The 23283-nt window shown below is 32.9% G+C and carries 24 protein-coding genes and 1 other RNA gene; 17 read left to right on the top strand and 8 right to left on the bottom strand.

Annotation, left to right across the window (positions count from 1 at the left end):
- Window positions 1-88: 88 nt before the first annotated feature.
- The 3 genes from CAV_RS07730 to CAV_RS07720 all read left to right on the top strand — a co-directional run bounded on the left by CAV_RS07730 (window position 89) and on the right by CAV_RS07720 (window position 3640).
- Entirely contained in the window at window positions 89-1315 is a 1227-nt protein-coding gene (locus CAV_RS07730; RefSeq protein ID WP_094325946.1) for a Cj0814 family flagellar-dependent secreted protein, read from the top strand.
- 262 nt (window positions 1316-1577) lie between these two features.
- Window positions 1578-2270, top strand: a complete 693-nt coding sequence (locus CAV_RS07725; protein ID WP_094324812.1) for a hypothetical protein — start codon at window positions 1578-1580, stop codon at window positions 2268-2270.
- Window positions 2271-2341: 71 nt separating this feature from the next.
- Window positions 2342-3640: a Cj0814 family flagellar-dependent secreted protein gene (locus CAV_RS07720; protein WP_094752852.1), complete on the top strand. Its 1299-nt coding sequence runs from the start codon at window positions 2342-2344 to the stop codon at window positions 3638-3640.
- Window positions 3641-3820: 180 nt separating this feature from the next.
- Here CAV_RS07720 and CAV_RS07715 read toward each other — a convergent pair whose 3' ends face one another.
- From CAV_RS07715 to ruvB, 5 genes are read right to left on the bottom strand one after another with little or no spacing between them, the layout of a single operon-like run.
- Window positions 3821-5020: a serine/threonine protein phosphatase gene (locus tag CAV_RS07715; protein ID WP_094325988.1), complete on the bottom strand. Its 1200-nt coding sequence runs from the start codon at window positions 5018-5020 to the stop codon at window positions 3821-3823.
- Between the two features lie 17 nt (window positions 5021-5037).
- Entirely contained in the window at window positions 5038-6267 is a 1230-nt protein-coding gene (locus tag CAV_RS07710; protein ID WP_094325943.1) for a glucose-6-phosphate isomerase, read from the bottom strand.
- On the bottom strand, window positions 6261-7085 hold the full coding sequence (galU, locus tag CAV_RS07705) for a UTP--glucose-1-phosphate uridylyltransferase GalU (protein ID WP_094325942.1): 825 nt from the start codon (window positions 7083-7085) through the stop codon (window positions 6261-6263). The genes CAV_RS07710 and galU overlap by 7 nt, the downstream gene beginning before the upstream one ends.
- Window positions 7086-7130: 45 nt before the next feature.
- On the bottom strand, window positions 7131-8033 hold the full coding sequence (locus CAV_RS07700; RefSeq protein WP_094325941.1) for a DMT family transporter: 903 nt from the start codon (window positions 8031-8033) through the stop codon (window positions 7131-7133).
- A gap of 8 nt (window positions 8034-8041) precedes the next feature.
- Window positions 8042-9046, bottom strand: coding sequence for a Holliday junction branch migration DNA helicase RuvB (ruvB, locus tag CAV_RS07695; RefSeq protein ID WP_094325940.1), 1005 nt, complete (start codon window positions 9044-9046; stop codon window positions 8042-8044).
- A 152-nt stretch (window positions 9047-9198) separates the two neighbouring features.
- On the opposite strand from ruvB, the gene CAV_RS07690 reads away from it, so the two are divergent.
- From CAV_RS07690 to CAV_RS07665, 6 genes are all read left to right on the top strand, one after another.
- Entirely contained in the window at window positions 9199-9603 is a 405-nt protein-coding gene (locus CAV_RS07690; protein WP_094325939.1) for a histidine phosphotransferase, read from the top strand.
- Window position 9604: 1 nt separating this feature from the next.
- Window positions 9605-9963, top strand: a transfer-messenger RNA (tmRNA) gene (gene ssrA, locus CAV_RS07685).
- Window positions 9919-11361, top strand: coding sequence for a S6 family peptidase (locus CAV_RS07680; RefSeq protein ID WP_157676358.1), 1443 nt, complete (start codon window positions 9919-9921; stop codon window positions 11359-11361). Before ssrA ends, CAV_RS07680 begins: the two co-directional genes overlap by 45 nt.
- A 65-nt stretch (window positions 11362-11426) precedes the next feature.
- Entirely contained in the window at window positions 11427-11975 is a 549-nt protein-coding gene (locus CAV_RS07675; protein ID WP_094325938.1) for a hypothetical protein, read from the top strand.
- 9 nt (window positions 11976-11984) lie between these two features.
- On the top strand, window positions 11985-13025 hold the full coding sequence (locus tag CAV_RS07670) for an autotransporter outer membrane beta-barrel domain-containing protein (protein ID WP_094325937.1): 1041 nt from the start codon (window positions 11985-11987) through the stop codon (window positions 13023-13025).
- Between the two features lie 67 nt (window positions 13026-13092).
- On the top strand, window positions 13093-13299 hold the full coding sequence (locus CAV_RS07665) for an autotransporter outer membrane beta-barrel domain-containing protein (protein ID WP_094325936.1): 207 nt from the start codon (window positions 13093-13095) through the stop codon (window positions 13297-13299).
- Here CAV_RS07665 and CAV_RS07660 read toward each other — a convergent pair.
- Both CAV_RS07660 and msrP read right to left on the bottom strand, forming a co-directional pair.
- On the bottom strand, window positions 13282-13836 hold the full coding sequence (locus CAV_RS07660; protein WP_094325935.1) for a cytochrome b family protein: 555 nt from the start codon (window positions 13834-13836) through the stop codon (window positions 13282-13284). The genes CAV_RS07665 and CAV_RS07660 overlap by 18 nt on opposite strands.
- Entirely contained in the window at window positions 13833-14726 is an 894-nt protein-coding gene (gene msrP / locus CAV_RS07655) for a protein-methionine-sulfoxide reductase catalytic subunit MsrP (protein WP_094325934.1), read from the bottom strand. Before msrP ends, CAV_RS07660 begins: the two co-directional genes overlap by 4 nt.
- Window positions 14727-14832: 106 nt before the next feature.
- On the opposite strand from msrP, the gene topA reads away from it, so the two are divergent.
- The 6 genes from topA to pyrF all read left to right on the top strand — a co-directional run bounded on the left by topA (window position 14833) and on the right by pyrF (window position 20259).
- Window positions 14833-16917, top strand: a complete 2085-nt coding sequence (topA, locus tag CAV_RS07650; RefSeq protein WP_094325933.1) for a type I DNA topoisomerase — start codon at window positions 14833-14835, stop codon at window positions 16915-16917.
- A 3-nt stretch (window positions 16918-16920) separates the two neighbouring features.
- Window positions 16921-17835, top strand: a complete 915-nt coding sequence (locus tag CAV_RS07645) for a DMT family transporter (RefSeq protein WP_094325932.1) — start codon at window positions 16921-16923, stop codon at window positions 17833-17835.
- Window positions 17832-18644: a 3-deoxy-8-phosphooctulonate synthase gene (kdsA, locus tag CAV_RS07640; protein ID WP_094325931.1), complete on the top strand. Its 813-nt coding sequence runs from the start codon at window positions 17832-17834 to the stop codon at window positions 18642-18644. The genes CAV_RS07645 and kdsA overlap by 4 nt, the downstream gene beginning before the upstream one ends.
- 3 nt (window positions 18645-18647) lie before the next feature.
- Complete coding sequence (ribH, locus tag CAV_RS07635; protein ID WP_094325930.1) at window positions 18648-19112, top strand: 6,7-dimethyl-8-ribityllumazine synthase; 465 nt, start codon at window positions 18648-18650, stop codon at window positions 19110-19112.
- Window positions 19112-19498 (top strand): transcription antitermination factor NusB, encoded by a 387-nt coding sequence (gene nusB, locus CAV_RS07630; protein WP_094325929.1) that lies wholly within the window; start codon window positions 19112-19114, stop codon window positions 19496-19498. The genes ribH and nusB overlap by 1 nt, the downstream gene beginning before the upstream one ends.
- Window positions 19499-19569: 71 nt before the next feature.
- Window positions 19570-20259: an orotidine-5'-phosphate decarboxylase gene (gene pyrF, locus CAV_RS07625; RefSeq protein ID WP_094325928.1), complete on the top strand. Its 690-nt coding sequence runs from the start codon at window positions 19570-19572 to the stop codon at window positions 20257-20259.
- Here the strand turns inward: pyrF and CAV_RS07620 are convergent.
- Window positions 20247-21140 (bottom strand): hypothetical protein, encoded by an 894-nt coding sequence (locus tag CAV_RS07620; RefSeq protein WP_094325927.1) that lies wholly within the window; start codon window positions 21138-21140, stop codon window positions 20247-20249. The genes pyrF and CAV_RS07620 overlap by 13 nt on opposite strands.
- Window positions 21141-21293: 153 nt before the next feature.
- On the opposite strand from CAV_RS07620, the gene CAV_RS07615 reads away from it, so the two are divergent.
- Window positions 21294-22493, top strand: coding sequence for a hypothetical protein (locus CAV_RS07615; protein WP_094325926.1), 1200 nt, complete (start codon window positions 21294-21296; stop codon window positions 22491-22493).
- Window positions 22493-23239, top strand: a complete 747-nt coding sequence (locus tag CAV_RS07610; RefSeq protein ID WP_094325925.1) for a pilus assembly FimT family protein — start codon at window positions 22493-22495, stop codon at window positions 23237-23239. The genes CAV_RS07615 and CAV_RS07610 overlap by 1 nt, the downstream gene beginning before the upstream one ends.
- Window positions 23240-23283 lie beyond the last annotated feature (44 nt).

The raw sequence follows: 23283 nt of genomic DNA, 5'->3' as shown, positions 1-23283 counted from the left end.
TTACAACACAAAACACAATTTAAAAAAAGCAAATTCTTTAAAGTTTTATCTAAATTTGGCGATTTACAAGGGGTAAGAAGGATAAACTATGATTAAGAACTTAAGTATTGCTTCTTTATCTCATAATCAAACATTACAGCACCTAAATGAGCTTGGAAAAACGCTTCAAAAATTAAGCTCATCTAACGAAAGCTTAGATGAGCTAGTCAAAGACAAAAGCCAAGCTGTAAGTGAAATTCTAGGATATGGTGTAGATAGTGAGGGCTTTTTTACAGCTGATTTTAATGAGGCGGCAGCAATTCCAAAAGACTTTAAAATTTATGCAAAGGATATAGAAAATTTGCTAGATAGTTTTTCTAGCTCTGATTTAAAGGCTTTTAGCTCTGTTGATATAACAAAAAGCCTTAAAAATATCTATAATCTTTTCACTCAAATAGCTCCTAAAAATAATTTTACTTTTTATACAAAAGATGACTTAGCCTCCTTTCCAGCAGCTTTTATATACGATGAAACAAATTTAAATTTCATAAAGGGCTACGATTTTAAAGAATGGCAGGGTATGGGGGATTATATAGCAGAAAAAGGCACAAAACTTGTTATCCTAAATGAAACAAGCAAAAATGATATATTATTTAGCCATACAACTTTAGATCTTAGTGCTTACACAAACAAAAAGGGCGATATATCAAAGGCAGGAGTATTTATAGCTCTTGCTTATAAACTTATAAATTCTCCTTTTGTAGAGGGTGAAACTACCACGCTTGGCAAAATTAACGGACTTGACAAAGATATAAGCAAAAAAGACTTAGAGGGTTTTTCTAACTTTATGAATGCAAACAAGATAAATTTCAACTCTAGCACAAGCTCTTACAGCAGCGGCATAGATATAATAGGCTTAAGCCTAAATTTAGCCCTAAGCAAAGAGCATAATCTAAGCTCACAAAAAGACGCAGCTAAGTTCTTGCAAAGATATAAAGAGCTTTTAAACTCAAATCTTAGCTTAGATGAATTTAAAGATGAGTATGTGAAATTTAAAAAAGAGTATGAAGACTTTTTACAAAACTTTTCAAAAGAGCTTAAAGAAAAAGAACTGTCTAAAATTCCTAATGATGATGTAAATGAAAACAAAAACGATAAACCCTCCTTCTCCCCCATACAAGCTGAAAGTAAAAATGAAACTTATACTTATGATGATATAGCTAAGAATTTCTTTTTATCTTTTTTAGAAAATGAAAGAAAAAAAGGAAATGATGTATTAGAATTATTGCAGAATTTATTTAGGGTGGATAAAGGCAAAGTTGATTTAAAGGCTTAGTGAATATAAGTAAAAAAATAAATTTAAAGGTTTGAAATTTAAAATTCTTTTTTTACACAAGAAAGCAACTTTTTCTTTATAAAATAATGCTTATATTAATTTTTATTAAACTTTATGTTAGAATTTATCTTTTTAGAAGTTAAAACAGGTGCATGCGTAAACCCTTTAGCTACAAAAATTTTCAATACAGCTAAAGATTTTGTTTCAAATCAGGTTTACAATGGCAGATATAATCAAATAAGATAAGTTCAGGGAATTAAAAATGTTTATAAACACTTCGCTAAATTCTAGTACATATACCCAAACAAATAAAAGCTCAAATTCCAGCGTTGACAACAACGAATTGTTTATGGAGCTTGTAGAACTTAATAAAAATAACAATATAGAGGCTGATTTTGACTTTATGAGTTTAGGCAAGGTTAGCGAAGATGAGCTTTTCAAGGCCATTGATACTATAAAATCAAAAATGGATGAAGTGATAAGAAATGTAAAAAAAGAGGGCAAAGGTGAGTTAGCTGCCAAACTCACCCATATAAGAGTAGAGTGGTATCAAGTAGGTTTAAATGCTTTTAATGATACTTTAAAAGAGCTTGAGCACTCTAGCGAAAGCTTAAATTCAAAGGATAAAAATATTATAGCAAAATCTGCTGATGATATATCCAACAATCTTTCATTGTCAAGTATGCTTTTAAATGGCTTAGTGGGTATAACACGAAATTTTTTTCAAATTGCCGGAATTTCTGACGAAAGTATAAAAAGCGAAATAGATAAGATTAAAAAATACGCCTTTGATTCTGAAGTAACACTTGATAATGGCAAGACTGTAAAATTCGAAAACGGCAACAATATAAAAATCGAAAATGAACAAATCAATCTATACAACAGCTCAAGATATATGGATATATTTAAGGAGCGAAAAAATTCTTTGCTAGAGGATTTACTAAAGCTTAGATAATAAAGGCTAAATTTCCTAAATCTTTTTTAAATTTTGACGATTTTTGTCATAAATTTAAACAAAGGCAAACTGTGCTTAATGCTATCTCTAATAACTTAAATTCATACAATACAAATTTAGATAACAAAAACATTCGAAATTTAAATTTAGATACAACTTTACCTTTGAACGCAAATTTAGACCAAACTTTAGTCAAAGATAAAAGCGAAGCAGTGAGTGAAATTTTAGGATATGGTGTAGATAGTGAAGGCTTTTTTACAAGTGATTTTAATGAAGCGGCTGGACTTCCAAAAGACTTTAAAATTTATGCAGAGGATGCTTTGGCATTTAAAAAGGAAGAGGAGCTAAATAAGGCTGATTATTTACTTTCTTTTTATAAGGAACTGGACTTTGCAAAAAGTATAGGCAATGCTTATAAGGTCTTTTCACAACTTATGCAAGATAAAACAAGTTTTTCAAATGAATACTTAAAAAATTTCACTTATGCTTATAGTGTTGATAAAAATTTAAACATTACAAAAAGATATAGCAAAGATGAATATATATCTCTAGTTGATAAAAACTCAACAGATGGTGTTTATCTTAGCTTTTCAACCGTAGAGATGAACCCACTAAAATTTAATGATATAAACGAAGATAGTATATTTAATAAACTTATGGCAAAGTTAGATAAAAATGTATATAAAGATAAGGAGGGTAATATAAGCAAAGGAGGACTTTTAACAGCTTTTATGAACTCAAATTCTTTTTATCTTTACGCAGAGGGTAAAAGTAATATACAGGGCAAATTTTTTGGATATGATGAAAATATAAGCAAAAAAGAAATAAAAGATTTTGCAAATTTTATGCAAGCAAATAAATTACAAAGCATTTCATCTATAAACGAAGCTTGGGATGGGCATTTTATGGTAGATGATTTTAGCTTAGCCCTTTACATCAAATCCTCCCAAACTCACAACCTAGGCTCTGATATAACAAAGCTAGCTCAAAGTCTAAGAGATGAATACAAAGACTTAGTAAATTCAAATATAAGCTTAGATGAATTTAAAGAAAAATATCTTGATTTTAAACAAAGACACGATGCTTTTGTAGCTCTTTACAAAGAAGCTATGAATGGAGCTAAGATAAATATAGATAAAGATAGTAATGGAAATTTAAATATAAAAATTCAAAAAAATTTAAATGATGAGAAAAAACCATTTACCCCCATACAAGCTGAAAGTAAAAGTGAAACTTTTACTTATGATGATATAGCTAAAAACTTCTTTTTAACTTTTTTAGAGAATGAAAGAAAAAAAGGAAATGATGTATTAGAATTATTGCAGAATTTATTTAGGGTGGATAAAGGCAAAGTTGATTTAAAGGCTTGAAAAAGTTATAAAATTTAAGAAAATAAAAGATAGTGCAATATTTTTGAAATTTTATATTTAAAGATTTCTTTTTTACGCACAATGCAAAATCTTTTGTAAGGCAATTTTATGCGACCTAAGTTTATTAGGACATCTTAGACTTTTTAGCTACTAGGAAATTTAAGTTTAAATTTCTTTATTTTACTTTCTATAAACCTCATTTTTGAATTCCTTGCACTCAAAGCCTTTTTTGCTAAGGCTTACTACGCGTAAAAATTGACCCGCATCAACCTTTCCTTCGCACAAAAAAGCCCTAGAGGCAATTTGTGTAGGCAGTTTTTGTCTATTTCTATGCCCAAAAATTTGATAAACATAGGGTGGGGTATTAGCACAAAACATATCGGCAATTTCTTTGCTATCATCATAAGTTCCAACCCCGTTTATCATTTCGTATGAGGGTATGAAGCTTACATGACTTAAATCCCTAGGCAAGGAATTTATGCCGCCGTGAGAGCAAAAGACTATTTTGCCATTATACTCATATAAAAAACACTCCTTAAAGTATGGATATAGCTGTTTTGCGTCCTTTTGAGTGATATTTTCTTTTTTAAAGTCTTTAACTGTGTTTTCGTTGAATTCTTTAGAGCTAGCTTGCTCTTTATTCGCCCATTTTATAAGATGTCTTTCGTGGTTTCCCTCAAGCAAGATTACATTTTTAAATTCCTTTATCTTTAAAAGCCATTTTATAACCTTGCCATTTTCTATGCCCCTGTCTATATAATCTCCTAAAAAGATGTAAAATTCATCATTTTTGATTTTATTAATGGCCTTTTTAAGCACGGAAAAACAACCTTGTATATCTCCTATGTGATGTATCTTTTTATAGGCATTTAAGTCCTTTACCTTGTAAAGACAGCTTTGAAAATCTTGAGGCTTTATAAGCTTGTATTTTTTAGAAATTTTTTCCTTATTTAAGGCGTAATTTATAGCCTCAAGTATGTGTTCTGGTATGAAAATTCCGCTTTTTTGAGCCTCATTTAAATTAGCTTGCTTGCACTCTTGCAAACTTAAATTATTAAAATCTACAATGAAAAGCTCGTATCGGTATTTTTGTGCTAAATCTTTGTATTCTTTAAGCAAGGAATTATTTGCATTTGGGGCGTTTACCACTATAAAATGCCCCTTAGTCATTCTTAGTTCTATAAATTTAAATAAGCTTTCTAAAATTTCACTAGCATTGCTATAATCAAGGCTTTTAAAGCCATTTATTAAGCTCTTATAACCACCAGCTAAAAATCTTAGCTCCTCAAGGTCTATGGTGTATTTTAAAAGATTATTTTGCTTTAGCCATTCTTTTTGTTGATTAAAATAATTTCCTCTTAATACACATAAAATTCTCAAAGCAAGACCCTGAGCCACTATATAGAAAGAAGCTTTTTAAGCATAAGTTTTCCTGTCTCAACGCCCGGTTGATTGTAAGCATTTATTCCAAGCATTATGCCACAAGCTGAGGTTAAAAGCTCGTAATAATACATCAAATACCCGCAGTGCCAAGCGTCAAAGCTATCAAGCTCTATCAAATCAACGCTTAAATTTTCAGAGATTAAAGCTTGCATTGTGGCGTCGCACTGAGTATTTAAGAGCTTTTGTAATTCTATATTATTTGCAAAATCGCATTCTTTAAGTTGAGAAAAGCTAATGTTTGGGATAAGTGGCGAATTTTTGGCTTTTAAAACTTTTAAAAATGTTACAGTCTTATCCTTAGGTCCGTCCATTATGAGCTGTAAGAAGCTGTGCTGGTCTCTTGCGCCTATTAATGCTATAGGTGTTAAGCCTATCCTTTTATAGCCTTGTTTTTTGCCCAAACTTTCGGCAATTAGCTGCACATACCATTCGTTAAAACCCCTAAATTCATTAGCATAAGAAAAAAGAACATTAATATTAGCGTTTTTGTGGGTGCAGTAGTGATAGGCCTTTTGTAAAATTTCATCTTTTTTGTGCGTGAAAAAGTCCTCATAACAAGCTTTCGCACCCTCTAGCAGTGCTTTTGTATCGTAACCACAAAAAGACAGCGGAACTATGCCAACAGCTGATAAGATAGAAAAGCGACCGCCGACATTTGCGGGGATGTAAAACCTGCTTATATTAAGCTCTTGGCCGAGTTTATCAAGCTTTGAATTTTCATCTGTTATAAAAATGAAATATTTATGTAAATTTGAGTTGTCAATCCCAAAATACGCAATAACTAGCTTAAAAAGCGATACAACCTCTATTGTCGTGCCGCTTTTGCTAGTTACTATGAACATACTCTCCTCTAAATTTAGAGTTTTAATTATTTTATTAAAAGTGTGCGAAGAGGTGTTATCTATAATGAAAAGCCTTTTATCCTCATCCTTGTCCTCATCTACTAAAAAGTCCTTTAAGGCCTTTACGCCACAGCTAGAACCACCCATGCCAAGTAAGACAAAATTTTTGATATGCTTTTTATCTTTTATAAATTCTTTGCTTTGTGAAATAAGCTCAAAGCTGCTATCCATGACATTGTAGTATCCAATTTCCCCGCTTGTTTTCTCGTCACTTATACGGTTTGCGTAAGACTGTATTGTGCTTAGCTCAGTTTTTTTGAAAAATAAGGTATTTTTTAGCATAGTTCTTTCTTGTAAAAATAATTTGTAGCTTCAACAAAACCCTCAACAGAACCACAGTCAAATCTTTTTCCCTTAAATTTATAAGCTAAAACCATGTTATTTGTAGCTTGCGAAAGTAGGGCGTCAGTTAGCTGAACCTCTCCGTTCTTTCCACTTTGCGTATTTTCTAAAATTCCAAAAATATCAGGCGTGAGTATGTAGCGACCTATTATGGCCAAATTGCTTGGTGCTTCATCAGGATTTGGTTTTTCTATCATTGAATTTACCATTACTAAATCATCTTCAACAAAATTTCCAGCTATAACGCCGTAATTTGATATGTGTTCTTTATCAACCTCCATTACGGCCACGACTGTGCAGCGGTATTTTTCATAAATTTTTACCATTTGAGACATTATACCTATACCTTCTTCGTTTACGCACAAATCATCAGCTAAGATAACTCCAAAACTCTCATCCCCAACCAAGGGTTTAGCCTTTAAAACAGCGTCTCCTAGGCCTTTCATCTCATTTTGTCTTGTATATGTAAAGATACATCTTTGCATGAGTTTTCTTATATCATTTAGCAAATATTCCTTTTTACTACCCGAAATTTGATGTTCTAGCTCGTAAGATATGTCGAAATAATCCTCTAAAGCTCTTTTTCCGCGTCCTGTTATAAAGCCCATATTTTGCATGCCAGCTTCTAAGGCCTCATCAACGCCATAGTGTATCAAGGGTTTTGTTAGTATTGGTAGCATTTCCTTTGGCAAGGCTTTTGTTGCGGGTAAAAATCTCGTGCCATAACCAGCAGCGGGAAATATACAAGTTTGAAGCATTAGCAATCCTTAAAATTTTTGCTAGAGATTATAGCAAAATATGTATTATTTTTCTTTTTTCTTATAGATATTTATAAAATAAATCGCAAACAATGCAAGTGCTGTGCCAAAAACCGTGCTAAAAGATGGACGTTCATTTAACATAAAAAAGCTCATCAGTAAAGCACAAGGAGGCACTAAAAGCTGAAAGGCATTTGTCTTTACAACTCCTAGAATTTTGATGCCATAGTAATAAATTCCAGTGCCTATGCCAGTTGATAAAAAGGCTACTAAAAACATAAAGGCAAAAAATTTAAAATCAGCCTCAAGTATGAAAAATACCCCGTCAAAAAAGATTAAAGGCAAAGCAAAGATAAAGCTAAATAAAGACACATAAAAATTTAGCAAAAGTGGGTGGGATTTTATATTTTTACTAAACATGGAAAGAAAAACCCAGGTAAGTGCAGCTAGCAAGAAAAAGATATTTGCCTTGCTAAAAAGCTCAGTAAAATTTGCTAAATTTAGCAAAAAAGCACCAGATAAAATCCCCAGAAAAAGTCCAAAAATTTGGTTTTTAGGAGGCTTTTTTATTATGATTTTTCTTTTTCTAGCTTCTTTATATCTTAAAAACTGCATTAGTATAAAAGAAAGTATTGGTATGCTAGTGGTTACTAAAACCCCTCCTAAGCCAGCAAGTCCAAATTCAAGTCCTGCAAAGTGAAATAATGAATAAATGGCATTACAAAGCCCGGTAAGCATAACAAAAAAAATTGATTTTTTGTCGATTTTAAAACTAAGTCTTAGCACAAGCACTATAAACAAGGCACTTATTGATACAAAAAATAATCTCCAAAAAGAAATTATATAAGGCGGAGCGTATTCTACTAAAATTTTAGAACTAGGCCAAGATGTGCCCCACAAAAACATGGCAAAAAACATCAGAGGTAGTAAAATTTTTTTATTGCTCATTTTTTATTTCAATCAAAAAGCCCCTTATCATAGGCTTTATTTAGTGCCTTATAGCTTTTAAAACTCGCTACGCGTCCTTTTGCTGTACGTTCTATGTAACCATTTGCTAATAAATAAGGCTCTATCACATCCTCAACCGTATTTTCATCCTCGCTTAAAGCCGCTGCTATATTTGCAAGTCCGAGGGGTCGATTTTTCGCTGAGGTTAAAAGCTCAAGGTATTTTATGTCCATATTATCAAAGCCAAGTTCATTTACTCCTAGTGAATTTAGGGCTTCATTCGCTCTAGCCTTGCTTATAAAATCCTCATTATTTACATCGGCAAAATCCCTTACTCGTCTAAGCAGCCTTAGAGCTATTCTTGGCGTGCTTCTGCTGCGTTTGGCTATTTCTAAAGAGGCTTCTTTGTCGCAGTTTTTTTGAAGCTTTTTGGCTGCTTCTTGTATGATTAGAGCTAATTCATCATTGCTGTAAAATTCAAGGCGAAATTGCATGCCAAATCTATCGCGTAAAGGATTGCTAAGCATGCCTGAGCGGGTTGTGGCTCCTATTAAGGTAAATTTTGGTAAGTCAATTTTAACAGTTTGTGCGCCTGCTCCACTTCCTATAATGATGTCAAGTCTAAAATCCTCCATAGCAGGATAAAGCACTTCCTCTATGGCAGGACTTAGCCTATGAATTTCATCGATAAAAAGCACATCACCTTCGTTTAAATTTGTTAAAATCGCCGCTAAATCCCCGCTTTTTTCTATCATAGGTGCGGCCGTTGTTTTTATATTTGCACCCATTTCGTAAGAGATTATATTTGCAAGTGTTGTTTTGCCAAGCCCAGCAGGCCCGCTAAAAAGTATATGGTCTAGGCATTCTTTTCTTTTTTGTGCCGCGGCTATAAAAACCTTTAAATTCTTTTTTATGTTTTCTTGCCCTATGTAGCCGTCGAAATTTGAGGGTCTTAAGGAAAGTTCATATTTGTCTTCAAAGGAGTATTTTTCTATCTCTACTATTCTATCCATTATCTAAATTGCTCCAAATAAAAGCAAATTCTAGCTAAGTTTAGCTAAAAATAAGATTTATTATTTCTTTTGCTAAGGCCTTTGGCTTTATTTTTGTATTTTAAGAAAAATTTGTTAAAATTTAGGTTTTTTATATCAAAGAAAGTGAATAAATGGGACTTTTAGCACAGTTAGAACTTGAATACGAAAGTGATGATGTAGAAAAATTTTTGCATTTTTTTAGGATTATGGCTGATTCTCTTGAGCCTCTTATTATAAAGCTTGAAAGCAAGGCTTATAAAACAGCTTTAAAAGAGATACAAAGCTTAGCACACAACACAGCTTGGGCGGCTAGGAGATTAAAACTTGATGAGATAACTGATTTTTGCGTATTTTGCGAGGATATTATGCAGCAAGCCTTAAGATTTGATGGTCCTGCTAGTGCTGAGTTTATAGATTGGCTCTTGCTTTTAAGTGAGCAATGCGAAAATTACTGCAAGTCTTACGAGCAAGACGCTGAAAATTTAGCTTTTTTTAATCCTTTACTTGTTAAACTACCTAGCAAACTTTCAAATTAATGGGAGCGACTTGGCTTCGACAGGAGTAGGGAGTTTTAGGTTGCATATCGCTTTAGACATAGCGTTAAAAGTCTGTTTAAAATTAAACGCAAACAATACAAAATTCGCTCCTGCTTACGCTAAAGCTGCGTGAGTTCAGTTGAGCCCTGCCTTAAGCCATACTATCTAGCTTAAGAAGCGGGTAATCTTGATAGTGTAGTCTTAAAAGCTGACGATTTTTAAGATGAAGCTTTAGTCTTAGCTAGGGCAAAAGTTTTGGAAGATGAGCTTGTCTTAGTGAAATTTTCATCTTTGCTAAGTATGTAGACGCCTTTAATGCTTTATTTTTGGACAGGGGTTCGATCCCCCTCGCTTCCACCATTATTTTTTATTTTAGCTACTTTTTATCTTTATGCTTCTGCTGTAGATCCAAAATTTTCTTATCAATACTATCTTGATTTTGCCCTAAACAGAGGAAGTTTTAGCCCAAATGCTACAAATTTAAGTATAAAGGCTAAGGATGTAAGCTATGATATAAGCTTTAATGCTCCTATGATAGATTTTTCAGCTACAAATTTAACAGGATATTCAACAACAGCCACTTGGAAAGGCGAATTTACTAATATTGGCTTAGGGTATGCCCTAAGTGCTGCTCATATGTTTTCAGCCACTGATACTAATCTAGCAAAAAATGGCTCTGCACTTGAATTTGGCGGGATTGTAAGTATAATAGTAGATTATAAAGATCCCTACACTACAAGTGTGCCCGGTGATTTCGCCGTTTTAAAGATGGATAAATTTAATCTTAATATAGAGGCTAAGCTAAGCCCAAATTTAAATTTTGTTTCTATTAACAATCTTAATGGCTTAAATCTTTACGATAAATACACCTTTAACGAAGCTGAGGCTAGAAAGCTTAGCGATTCTTCTCGTTATACCTTTTTTGTGCATGAGGGAGCTGGAGTGCAAATGCTAGGACATCTCACGCAAGGAGCTGATAAGATAGCTAGTAATGATCTTTATCATACCGGCGGTTTAGTGTATTTTAGTGACTTTGATAACAATCCCTTTGCCTTGAGATTTGAAAACTATGATTGGCAGGATAATTTTAATAGATTTGCTTTTAGCTCCTCTGCTGCACCCGGCGATTCGGGCTCTGCTCTTTATGTCTATGATAACTTAGATAAAGAGTGGTATATGATAGGAGTGCTTAGCTCTAGCGACTGTGCTGGTAATGATAATAATCTTTGCTCCATAGATGTTTATAGTGTTGTTAATAATGCTCTTGTAAATGAATTTAAAGATGATAAAACTATAAAACTTGGCGCTGGAAGCTATGTTTTTAACACAAAGCTTTTAAACTCAAATATGCAAGATATGGGTGCGATTACTATAAATGATAATCTGGCCGGTTCTTTGTATTGGGAAAGTGTTTTTAATAAAGCTAAATTTAATGATAGACTTGCTGCTATGAAAGATAGCAAGGATATATATTTTAGCCAGCTTGGTGAATTAAGCTTAGAGAAAAATATAGACTTAGGAGCAGGAGGACTTATCTTTGCTGATAATGTAAATTGGCACATTGAGAGCAATGATTTTTGGCTTGTTCACGCTGGTATTTATACGGGCTTAAATTCTCTTGTTGTTTATGATGTTAAGACCTTGGATAATGATTTTTTGCACAAAGTTGGTGAGGGTAGATTGATAATCACTAGTTCAAGTCCTAATTCTGGGCTAAGAGTGGGTGCTGGGGCTGTGGATTTAGAAAGCGATTTTTAAGCTTTAAAGACAGGCTTCTTAGCTTTCAAGGACATCCGGTATTACACGCTTATGTCGATGAAAACATGAAGCTAAAATTAGACTCTATGGGCATAGGAGAGGGTGTTTTTACAAGTCCTACGACTTTTACTCAAGCAGATTGGGAAGATAGAGTTTTTAAGCTAAAAGAACTAAGCTTAGAAAATGCTTCTTTTATGGGGCAATTAAGCTCTATAAATTCTAGTATAGTCTTAGGTAGCAAAGAGCTTTATATAGATAAAAAAGACGGAGAAAATGTTAGCACAAAAATTTCAAGTGGCAATAACTCAGCACTTGGAAATCCAAGCTACACGGCAGGTAATACTATGCGTTTTGAGCAAGACTTACTTAAGGGGCAAAGTCTTAATACAGGAGTAAAATTCATAGGAAAGCTAGAACTTTATAATTCAAAGGCTAGTATTGATAATGTAGATATGCAAGCAGATATAAAAGCACATAGTGGCACAAATGATATTAGCGTTTTAAATTCTAATATTAAAGGAAATATTGAAAATCTTTCTAGCCTAAATTTAAGGCTTTCTAATACAACTTTTTACGGAGATATTAAAAACACAAACGAGCTAGAGCTAAGCTAAAACACTTATATAAATGGCTCTATACTCACAAAGACACTAAAAGCTACAGATAGTATATTTACGCTAGATATAGACATAGCACAGCAAAGCACTCAAAGTATAAGTTCTACTCAAAACAGCGAGGGTAAAAATAACACTCTTAGATTAAATTTCACAAGCTTTGCAAATGAAAACTTGCAAAGCTTAGTCTTAGCCTCCTTAAAAGATCCTAGTATGCAAATAAATGAGGATTTTTTTAAGGTAGAAAAGATAAGTGCTGGTTTTAGCCAGTATCTGCCAAATTTAATCTTTGAAAGAAAGGATGATGAGGCGCAGTGGAGTTTAGAAAAGACAAATAATTCGCAGTCTTATTTTAATCAAGCTCCAAATACTGAGACTATAAACAAAAGCAATGCCCTTTTTAATCAGGTGCTTTTATCTTATGTGATAGAGTGGAATAATCTGCAAAAACGTATGGGAGAGTTAAGAGAAAATCCAAATTCAGTAGGAGCTTGGATGAGAAGCTTTGGAGGAGGAAACAGCGATAGCATTTACAAGGGTAATTTTTTTGAACTTCAGCTAGGCAGTGATTACCGCTTTGAATTTGCTTATGGGGATTTGTATCTAGGCACTATGCTTAATTATACGCAAAATGATATAAAGGGAGATGGGCTTAAGGCTAATAGCAAGGGTTATGGGCTGGGTGCTTATGCGTCTTTATTATTTGCTAATGAGGCTTACTTAGATACCGTGCTTCGTTATGTGTATAAAAAACATAGTGTAAATGCGAGTTTTATTCCAAGCATTGCTTTTCAAAATAGCCTTTTAAATGATAGCAGCGGTGCCAATACCTTTATTCTTAGCATAGAAGCTGGGCACAGACTTTATTTGCAAAGCTTTTTTAACTATGACTTTTTAAAAGATTTTTATGTAGAACCTCAGCTTGAGCTTATAGCTGGACATTTACAAGGTATGCAGTGGCAAAATGAGACAGTTTCTTTAGAGCTTTTAAGCTCAAATACCTTAAGCATAAAACCTGCCTTATTTTTCGGAAAAAAGATTTTTCCTTAAAGATAGAACAACACATAGCCTAAATGATAGCCTCTCCTTAAGACTTGGTTTTGCACAAAATTTTGACTTGCTTAGATATGGAGATAGAATTTTAAGTGATCAAAGCTCATCTACAAGATACAAAGGACTTAGAGATAAAAGACTTTCTGTAAGTCTTGGCACAGATTATATCTTAAATGATAATTTCCGCCTTGCGCTAGAATTTGAAAGAAGCTTTTTTGGGTATTTAAATATAGACTACAAGGCAAATGCTAATCTAAGATTTTCTTTTTAAAACTCTTGCATATCTTAAAATGATAAATAAAAGTGCTAAAAATATGAAAAAATAATGAGAAAGCTCAGGCACTTTCGGGCTTAAAAAATAATGCAAAGAAACTAAAAAAAGCAAGACATAGCCAAATTTAAGGCTAAATTTTAGCCTTTTAAAAAAGGAAAATGAAGCTAAAAACATAAAAAACATCAAAACAAAGCTTAAAAAGCCTGAAAATTCTATACCGTAAGAAAAAATAGAGGAAAAAAGCTTTTCAAAGCTTAGGTGTTTAGAAAAGATAAAATAAGCTAAAAAATGAAGCAAAGCCCATATAAAGGCAAAAATTCCAAACAATCTTGGCAGTTTTTTGCATTTTTTAAACTTAAAAAGTGCAAAAAATAAGGACAAAAAACAAAAGCCTAAGGCAAAAATGCCGGTATAAAAATAAAGTTCAGCCAAGACATCAAAATAATAATTCTTATAAAGCATAAAAGCACTATAAACAAAGCTTAAGAGCAAGAGCATATAAGCTAAAAAAACAAGCCTTTTGCTACTTATCAAAAATACTTCCTTAAATCCATACCCTCATAAAGATGTGCAACCTCTTTTTCATATCCATTAAAAAGCTCAGTTTTGCGGGTGAAAAACTCTCCTATCACTCTTTCTTCTGCTTGAGACCATCTAGGATGGCTTACCTGTGGATTTACATTTGAGTAAAAGCCGTATTCTTTAGGATTATAAAGCTCCCAAGTAGTTTTTGGTTGCTCTTTTGTAAATTCTATCTTAACTATAGACTTTATACTCTTAAAGCCGTATTTCCAAGGCACTACCAACCTTATAGGAGCACCATTTGTTGCACCTAAGGGCTTTTTATACATACCCACAGCTAGTATAGTGAGTGGATGCATAGCCTCATCAAGCCTTAAAGCCTCAACATAAGGATAGTCTAGCACAGGAAAATTTGAAGCTTGATCAGCAAATCTACTCTTATCAAAAAGTGTGGTAAATTTTATATATTTAGCCTCAGGTAAAACATCTAAGCTTTCTATCAAAGCCCTTAACTCAAAGCCTATCCAAGGTATAACCATAGACCAAGCCTCAACGCAGCGAAGCCTATAAATTCTTTCCTCAAGCTTAAATTTTAAAAAATCATCCATATTAAGAGTTTTTTCCTCTTTTACAAGTCCTTTTATTTCAACCTTCCAATCCCTTGTGTGAAAGCTCTTTGCAAGCTCAACCGCAGCCCTTTTATTCGTAGAAAATTCATAAAAATTTATATAAGTTGTGGCTGCTTCTTCTGGGCTTATTTTTAGCTCATTTTTATTATCATCTGCTATGAAATTTAAAGCTTCTAGCTTAGTATTTATAAGGCTTGTTGCTAGTAAAGAACCAGCACCTAATTTTATAAATTCCCTTCTTTTTTCAAAAAGTTTTTCAGGCGTTATTTTCATCCTCTCATCCTTTCTTTTTATAATTTTACATAATTATAGTAATTTATTAATGTTATATTAATCTTTTATATATAAGAATTCATCTTTAAATAATAAAGAGGCCTTTATGAAAAATTTAATAATAGTAGAATCTCCAGCAAAAGCAAGAACTATAGCCACTTTTTTGGGTAAAGATTATGAGGTAATAGCCTCAAAAGGACATATTAGAGATTTACCAAAGTCTAGTTTTGGCATAAAGATAGAAGATGATAATTTTGTTCCACAATACACAGTCTCAAAAGAACATAAAGATATAGTAAAAACCATAAAAGAAAAGGCAAAAAAAGCAGATAAGATTTACCTAGCAACAGATGAAGATAGAGAGGGAGAAGCCATAGCTTATCACATAGCAAAAGCTATAGATAAAGATGAAAAAACATTGCCTAGGATAGTATTTCACGAGATTACAAAAGAGGCTATTTTAAACGCTCTTAACAATCCTAGAAAACTAGACATAAATTCAGTAAATGCTCAACAAACAAGGAGATTGTTAGATAGGATAGTGGGCTATAAATTAAGCCCTTTGTTGTCTTTAAAAATTCGTAAAGGGCTTAGTGCAGGTAGGGTGCAAAGTGCTGCTTTAAAGATAATCGTTGATAGAGAAAGAGAAATAAAAGCTTTTGTTCCTTTTGAATATTTTAGTATAGATATGGTTTTTAAGAAAGATTTAGAAGCTGAACTTGTTGAGTATGAGGGCAAAAAGATAGAAAAAATGAGTATTACAAATAAAGATAGAGCAAAAGTAATAGAAAAAAATTGTAAGAATTCCTCGTATAAAGTTGATAAAATAGAAGAAAAAGAAAAAAACAACCCTCCTCCTCCGCCTTTTATGACTTCTACCTTACAACAAAGTGCAAGCACAAATTTTGGCTTTTCACCTAAGAAAACTATGATGATAGCACAAAGATTATATGAGGGAGTAAAGACAAATAAAGGTATAATGGGCGTTATAACTTATATGAGAACAGACAGTTTAAATTTAGCAAAAGAAGCAGTGCTTAAAGCTAGAAAATTTATAGAAAAAGAATTTGGCAAAGAATACTTACCAAGCAAAGCAAATGTATATACCAGCAAATCAAAAGGAGCACAAGAGGCACACGAGGCTATAAGAGTTAGTGATTTGTCCTTTACTCCTGAATTAGCACAAAAATTTTTAGATAAAGATGAATTAAAACTTTACACACTTATATACAACCGTTTTTTAGCTTGTCAAATGAATCCTGCAAAAACTTCTACGCAAAATGTATTTGTTAAAAGCAAAGACGCTGTTTTTAAGCTAAGTGGCAAAAGAGTTGTTTTTGACGGGTATTATAAGGTTTATGGCGATAAAGATAAGGATAAAATTTTACCAAAATTAGAAAAGAATCAAAGTTTAGAAATTCAAAAGCTAGAGCTAAATTCTCATTTTACAGAGCCACCTCCTAGGTATTCAGAAGCAGCACTTGTAAAAAAACTTGAAAGTTTGGGTATAGGCAGACCCAGCACCTATGCACCTACTATATCTATACTCACAGCAAGAGATTATGTAAAACTAGAAAAAAAACAGCTTGTGCCTACGGAGATAGCTTTTACAGTAACTCAAATGCTAGAGCAAAATTTTAGCGATATAGTAGATAGTGATTTTACTTCAAAGCTTGAAAATACCCTTGATGAGATAGCTGAAGACAAGGCTTCTTGGCAAGATGTTTTAAAGGACTTTTACTACCCTTTCACAAGAAAGATAGATGAGGGTAAGCAAAAGATAAAAAGCTTAAAAACCTTTACAAAGCTAGATGAAAAATGCCCTCAGTGTGGAGGCGAACTTGCTATAAGAACTGGTAGATACGGAGAATTTATAGCTTGTCTTTCCTTTCCAAAATGCAGATACATAAGAAATATAGAAAAAAAAGATGAAAACAAAGAAAGCAAAAAGACAAATGGCATAGGACTAACTTGTCCTAAATGCAAAAAAGGCGAAGTGGTGGAGAGATTTTCAAAAAGGGGTAAATTTTATGCTTGCTCTACTTATCCTAACTGCGATTTCATAAGCTCTTATAAGCCAAGCGATGAAAACTGCCCTGAATGCGGACATTTTTTGCACATAAAAGAGCTTAAAAAAGGCACTTTTTTAGAGTGTGCTTCTTGCAAATTTAAAAAAGAGCTTGATACTTAGCTTATGTTAAAGCTTATAAAACATAATCTTGGCATTTATTTTATGCTAATAGCCTGTGTTTATTTTGCCTTAACGGGTGCTTGTGCTAAGCTTTTAAGTCAGGATTTGCCATCTATAGAGATTGTTTTTTTTAGAAATTTAGTTGGAACGGTATTTGTCTTATATCTTATATCAAAACTCAAGGTAAAAAAAGAAGGCGGACACTTAGGTTTGCTTATTTTTAGAGGTGTTGCAGGGACTATCTCTCTTTATGCTTTTTTTTACAATGTTTCTAATATAGAATTAGGAACAGCTTTTGCCTTTCAAAAAACAGCTCCTATTTTTGTAGCCTTAATAGCCTTTTTTCTCTTTAAAGAAAGTATAGGTTTTTTTGGAAGCCTTGGAATTTTACTTGCCTTTTGCGGTGTGCTTTTAATATCTCATCCTTGGGTTGATGATGATTTTCATACCGGTGTAGATATGACAAATACCTTAATAGGAGTTTTCTCAGGCCTCACAGCAGCCATGGCCCTAACTTCAGTTAGACAACTTAGAAGGTATTATGCAACAGAGATAATAGCCTCTTCTTTCATAATCATAGGAGCTATTTTGCCTTTGTTTTCTATGCTGATAGGCTCTTTTTATTCTGTAAAATATCTTGATTTTATGATAGCGCCCTTTGTTATGCCAAGTGGCTTTAAAACTTGGGCTTTGATACTTCTTATGGGTATTTTTGGAATTTTATACCAAATTTATGTTACAAAAGCTTACGGTATAGCTAAAAAGGCAGGGATAGTGGCTGGGATAAGTTATTTTGATGTTTTATTTTCCTTGGCTTTAGGTTTATTGCTTGGCGATGATTTACCGAGTGCTATGGTTTTTATGGGTATAATAGGGGTTATATTTGGAGGACTTATTTTGATAAAGGCTAAGAAATGAAAAAGATGATTTTGATTGCTGGACCTTGCGTTATAGAAAGCAAAGAATTAGTGTTTAAAGTTGCAAATGAGCTTAAAGAATTTAATGAAGATGAGAGGATAGATTTTTATTTTAAGTCTAGTTTTGATAAAGCAAATCGCACAAGCATAGACAGTTTTAGGGGACCTGGACTTGAAAAGGGTCTTGAAATTTTAGAAGCTGTTAAAAAAGAATTTTCTATGAAAATTTTAACAGATATACACGAAAGCTATCAAGCTGATCCTGTAGCAAAAGTGGCTGATGTCTTACAAATTCCAGCTTTTTTGTGTAGGCAAACTGATTTACTTGTAGCGGCTGCAAAAACTAAAGCTAAGGTAAATATCAAAAAAGGGCAGTTTTTAAATCCAGCTGATATAAAATATAGTGTAAAAAAAGTTTTACAAACAAGAGGAGAAGAAAAAGAGGGCTTTGAAGTAGCACAAAAAAATGGAGTTTTTGTGGCAGAAAGAGGTTCTAGTTTTGGATACGGAAATTTAGTCGTTGATATGAGGTCTTTGCTTATAATGCGTGAATTTGCCCCTGTTATATTTGATGCTACTCATAGTGTGCAAATGCCCGGAGCTATGGGGGGCAAAAGTGGAGGCAAAAGCGAATTTATAGAGCCTTTGGCAAGGGCAGCAGCAGCAGTTGGCGTAGATGGTTTTTTCTTTGAAACGCATACAAATCCTTGTGAAGCTCTTTGCGATGGTGCTAATATGCTAAATACTTCTAAGCTTAAAAACTGTGTTGAAACACTTTTAAAGCTTAGTGAAATTTCAAATAAAGGATAGTATATGAAGTTAATAGAAGCAAAATTACAGTTAAAAGGCGATGAGAAGGTAGCCATAATAAATGCTAGATTTAATCATTTTATAACACAAAATTTAGTGGAAGGTGCAAAAGACGCTTTCATTAGACACGGGGGAAATGATGATAATTTAAGTCTTATAATGGTCCCAGGTGCTTTTGAGATACCTTTTGCTTTGAAAAAGGCTATTTTAAGTAAAAAATTTGATGCCATTTGTTGTCTTGGTGCTGTTATCAGAGGTGCTACTCCACATTTTGACTTTGTGAGTGCTGAAACTACAAAAGGTATAGCTTCTGTGTCTTTAAACAATGAAGTGCCTGTTAGTTTTGGTATTTTAACCACAGATAGCATAGAACAAGCCATAGAAAGAGCTGGCTCAAAGTCTGGCAACAAGGGCTTTGAAGCTATGATGACACTTATAGAAATGCTAAATTTATCAAAAGAGCTTTAATGGCAACGCGTCATCAGGTAAGACAAGCTGTAGTGTCCTTGCTTTACGCTAAGGAATTTAGCGGAGAAAATAAGGACTTTTTAAAGGATTTTTTAAAAGAAAAAAAGATAAAAAATGAGCAAGAGAGATTTACCATAAGTCTTTATGAGGGAATTTTATCAAATTTAAAAAACCTTGATGAAAATGTGGCTAAATTCTTAAAAGAAGATAGTCTTTGTGAGATAGATAAGGCTATACTTAGACTTGGAGCTTATGAGCTTTTATACACTGATACGCAAAGTGCTGTTGTAATAAATGAGGCGGTGGAGCTTGCAAAAGAGCTATCTTACGAAAATTCAGCTAAATTTATAAATGCTATACTAGATAGTCTTAGTAAAAGTGAGTGATGTTGTGAGAAATATAAATGAATTTTTTGTGTCACTTCACAAAGTAAGAGCTCTTGATTTAAAGGTTTAAAATGAAACTTTGCGTGGCTTTTGATTTGGCGTCTAAGGATGAGTGCATAAGATTAGTAAAAGAGCTAAAAGGGCTTGATTTGTGGGTGAAAATAGGGCTTCGTTCTTATCTTAGGGACGGCTTTTTGCTTATAGAGGAGCTAAAAAAGATAGCTGAGTTTAAAATTTTTCTTGATTTAAAGCTTTATGATATACCAAATACCATGGCCGATGCTTGTGAGGAATTAGCAAAACTTGATGTTGATATGATAAATATACACGCAAGTGCTGGGGCTTTAGCTATGCAAAGTATTATGAAAAGATTGCAAGGCTTTAAAAAAAGACCACTTATTTTAGCTGTTTCTGCCCTAACTAGCTTTGATGAAAAGGGCTTTTACGAGCTTTATAAACAAAGCTTAAGGGAGGCGGTTTTAAATTTCGCCAAGCTTTCTTACGAAAATTCACTTGATGGCATGGTTTGCTCTGTCTTTGAAAGCTTGCTTATCAAAGAGCATACAAGCTATGATTTTTTAACTCTGTGTCCGGGCATTCGTGGCTTAAATGATGATAAGAACGATCAAGCAAGAACTGCGACAGTAAGAGAAGCCAAAGAGGCAAGGGCTGATTTTATAGTTGTTGGAAGACCTATATATAAGAGTCTTAATCCCAGACTTAGCTGCGAGCAAATTTTAGAACAAATTCACTCTAAGTAGCTGTATTCTTTAATTAAACTATCTTTAAATATTTCTATGTTGAAAACAACTCCTTTTTGCTCTAATTCTTGCATAAGAGCTATAACCTTTTGCATATTTTCATTACTTACTATACCGTTGTAGTCAAAAAGCACATCCACTATATGAAATATATAAGCATTTTTTATAGTAGTTTGTGGTGCTTTGTGTGGGGTTTTTAGGTATTTTATACCGTCTAGCAAGATAGGGTCTGATTCGTATTTTTGTAAGATAAATTCTAAAAATTCTATATGGTCGCAACCTAAAAATTCCTTTTCAACCAAGCCTATGTCTTTGAAATTCCTTTCCTCAATCTTGGCAAAAAATTTATCTTGTAAATTATTTAAAATGATAATTTGTGAAAGTATTATAAGTCCCAATCTAAGAGACATCAAAGGAGGTATTAGGGTATGATTTCTTTTATCTTCTTTAAGAAGCCAAGACGAGACGAAATTTAATTGTCTTTGTAAAGATTCCATAAATAACTCTCCATTTAAACCATAAGGAGAAACATCACAAACACATTTGATTCCATTTTGCTTTCTATTTCCCCACTCATCTCTTAATAAAATATCAAATTTAAAGTGATTGCTTATAAAATCAGATATGAGGATATTTTTCACATTTATTGAGCCCACGAGGGCTAAAATTCTATCCAAGGAACTTTGTCTGTCCATATTGTAAAGAGGAGAGCTGATAACATCAAGCAACACTTGTTTGTCTTTTTCATTCTTTTCTAAAAGCTCTTTCATCTCCTGATTTGTCATATACACGCCATTTTGTTTATAGTGTTCATTGAATTTTATAACAGTGTCTGGCATGGGAGGCAGTGTTTCAATAGCTTGTAAAACAAAATCTTTCATATAATAAAACCTTTTTAAGAATAATTTTTATGAAATAATATTATAAAAAAAAAAAAAAACGAATTTTAACAAAGATAAAAAAGATAAAAAAATTCATTTTCTACACATTATTATACATTATGATATTTAAGTTTGCAACTGTTAGAATAACTTATGAAAAATACTTTGAATTTAAACATAGCTCCAGCTGTCTTTGTGCTACTGTTGGTTGATTTAGCCGCCCTTTCTTACGGTGCTAGCACCTTGAGCATAAGTGCAAATGAGGCTAGGGTGTATTTTTTTGATAAAAATTTGCTTCATTACACCTTGCAAGCCTCTGCTTATCTTTTTGGCGAGAATGATTTTGCTATAAGAATTCCATTTTTATTTTTTCACTTTTGCTCTTGTTTGCTTCTTTTTGCCTTGGCTTTAAAGCTTACCAAAACAGCTTTTGATGCTTTTTTATCTTTGCTTTTATTTATCTTGCTGCCAGGCACAGTTGCTTCTGCTTTATTAGCAAATGAAGCTTCTTATGTGATTTTTTTATCCTTGTGTATTTTGTGCGCGTATGAGTATGATAAGAAGCTTTTATTTTATGTTTTGTTACTTTTGTCTGTTTTTGTGGATAAATCTTTTTATATCTTATTTTTAGCCTTGTTTTTTTACTCTTTGTATAAAAAAGACGCCTTGCTTTTGTGTGTAACTTTCATACTGATTGTAAGCTCTTTATACATGTACGGTTTTATAGATACAAGCGGCAGACCGCAGGGGTATTTTTTGGATACTTTGGGGATTTTTGCGGCCTGTTTTTCGCCCTTAGTTTTTGTGTATTTTTTTTATGTGATCTATCGTCTAAGTCTTAAAGGCAACAAGCCTTTGCTTTGGTTTATTATGTCTGTTACCTTTATCTTTTGCTCTTTGTTGTCTATAAGGCAAAAGATTTATTTGGATGATTTTTTACCTTTTTGTGTTATTTGTACTCCTTTGCTAATAAGCACCTTGATGAGTTCTTACAGGGTTAGGCTTCCTAAATTTAGACTAAAATACGATATACTTATACAGTGTTCTTTGATTTTTCTTGTTTTGTTTTATCTTTTAATCATCTTTAACACTTCCTTGTATATGTATATCAAAAATCCTAGCAAACACTTTGCCAATGATTATCATATAGCTAAGGAATTAGCAAGCGAGCTTAAAAAACACAAAATTTATGCCATAAATACAAAGGATTCTTCTATGCAACTAAGGCTTAGATTTTACGGCATTTCAAATAGCTCCACCTTGTATCTACAAAAAAGCAAGGCTAAAAATTCAGATATAGAGCTTTCGTTAGGAGCTTTAAAGCAGTATTACAAGATACAAAGAAAAACTTGATGAAAAGGGCTTTTTCTTTATTAGAACTTATCTTTGTGCTTTTGATACTGTCTTTAATCTTTGCTATAGCTAAATTTTACCCTCAAGATGATACTAGAATTTTCCTAGCCGCAGAGCAAATTTTAAACGACTTAAGCTATACTAGGCACCTAGCTCTTATGCAAGATTCTTTTAGAGGTGCAAATTTAGCACTAGCAACTAAAGATGAGTGGTTTAAGTCTAGGTGGCAGCTGTATTTTATCCGTTCAAAATCAGCTACAAACAACGAGCAAACTTACACAATTTTTCTTGATAAAAACGGAGACGGTAACGCAAATATAGGCAAGATTAATGTAGACTTAGATAGAGAAATCGCAATCGATGTGCTAAATCCCAAAAAGCTTATGAATTCAGGTCAAAGTGGAGTGATAAGCTCAAGCGATGAAAGAGCAAGCAAAAGATTTAATATCCAAAGCACCTACGGCGTTGAAAACATCAAATTTCTAGGTGCTTGTTCCTCTTATACTAGGGTGATATTTGATGAATACTCAAGGCTTTATTCTCCTTTAAGAACGGCCAAATCAAGGTTTGATAAGCTTTTATTTCATAAAAACGAACCTTGTGTTATAAAGCTTTCAAATTCAAGGCAAAGTGTTTGCATACTTGTAGATACGCTAAGTGGATATGCTTATATGCCCGAATTTAGCGACAAAGTTACGCAGCTTATAAATTTTGGCTCAAGAAGCTCAAATTGCTCTGAACTGTAAGCTATTAACTATGTATTTACAAAGTTCGTAAATTTAAGAAAAAA

Origin of the sequence: Campylobacter avium LMG 24591, from assembly GCF_002238335.1 — a bacterium.
Taxonomy (GTDB): Bacteria; Campylobacterota; Campylobacteria; order Campylobacterales; family Campylobacteraceae; genus Campylobacter_D; species Campylobacter_D avium.
The sequence above is the reverse complement of the archived record's forward strand: the minus strand, read 5'-3'. Positions and strand labels throughout refer to the sequence as shown.

What these genes read in the sequence shown, in the direction of transcription:
- CAV_RS07730 (WP_094325946.1), top strand. Translation starts at nt 89, where the DNA reads ATGATTAAGAACTTAAGTATTGCTTCTTTATCTCATAATCAAACATTA.
- CAV_RS07725 (WP_094324812.1), top strand. Translation starts at nt 1,578, where the DNA reads ATGTTTATAAACACTTCGCTAAATTCTAGTACATATACCCAAACAAAT.
- CAV_RS07710 (WP_094325943.1), bottom strand. Translation starts at nt 6,267, where the DNA reads ATGCTAAAAAATACCTTATTTTTCAAAAAAACTGAGCTAAGCACAATA.
- galU (WP_094325942.1), bottom strand. Translation starts at nt 7,085, where the DNA reads ATGCTTCAAACTTGTATATTTCCCGCTGCTGGTTATGGCACGAGATTT.
- CAV_RS07700 (WP_094325941.1), bottom strand. Translation starts at nt 8,033, where the DNA reads ATGAGCAATAAAAAAATTTTACTACCTCTGATGTTTTTTGCCATGTTT.
- ruvB (WP_094325940.1), bottom strand. Translation starts at nt 9,046, where the DNA reads ATGGATAGAATAGTAGAGATAGAAAAATACTCCTTTGAAGACAAATAT.
- CAV_RS07690 (WP_094325939.1), top strand. Translation starts at nt 9,199, where the DNA reads ATGGGACTTTTAGCACAGTTAGAACTTGAATACGAAAGTGATGATGTA.
- CAV_RS07680 (WP_157676358.1), top strand. Translation starts at nt 9,919, where the DNA reads ATGCTTTATTTTTGGACAGGGGTTCGATCCCCCTCGCTTCCACCATTA.
- CAV_RS07675 (WP_094325938.1), top strand. Translation starts at nt 11,427, where the DNA reads ATGAAGCTAAAATTAGACTCTATGGGCATAGGAGAGGGTGTTTTTACA.
- msrP (WP_094325934.1), bottom strand. Translation starts at nt 14,726, where the DNA reads ATGAAAATAACGCCTGAAAAACTTTTTGAAAAAAGAAGGGAATTTATA.
- topA (WP_094325933.1), top strand. Translation starts at nt 14,833, where the DNA reads ATGAAAAATTTAATAATAGTAGAATCTCCAGCAAAAGCAAGAACTATA.
- CAV_RS07645 (WP_094325932.1), top strand. Translation starts at nt 16,921, where the DNA reads ATGTTAAAGCTTATAAAACATAATCTTGGCATTTATTTTATGCTAATA.
- kdsA (WP_094325931.1), top strand. Translation starts at nt 17,832, where the DNA reads ATGAAAAAGATGATTTTGATTGCTGGACCTTGCGTTATAGAAAGCAAA.
- ribH (WP_094325930.1), top strand. Translation starts at nt 18,648, where the DNA reads ATGAAGTTAATAGAAGCAAAATTACAGTTAAAAGGCGATGAGAAGGTA.
- nusB (WP_094325929.1), top strand. Translation starts at nt 19,112, where the DNA reads ATGGCAACGCGTCATCAGGTAAGACAAGCTGTAGTGTCCTTGCTTTAC.
- pyrF (WP_094325928.1), top strand. Translation starts at nt 19,570, where the DNA reads ATGAAACTTTGCGTGGCTTTTGATTTGGCGTCTAAGGATGAGTGCATA.
- CAV_RS07620 (WP_094325927.1), bottom strand. Translation starts at nt 21,140, where the DNA reads ATGAAAGATTTTGTTTTACAAGCTATTGAAACACTGCCTCCCATGCCA.
- CAV_RS07615 (WP_094325926.1), top strand. Translation starts at nt 21,294, where the DNA reads ATGAAAAATACTTTGAATTTAAACATAGCTCCAGCTGTCTTTGTGCTA.
- CAV_RS07610 (WP_094325925.1), top strand. Translation starts at nt 22,493, where the DNA reads ATGAAAAGGGCTTTTTCTTTATTAGAACTTATCTTTGTGCTTTTGATA.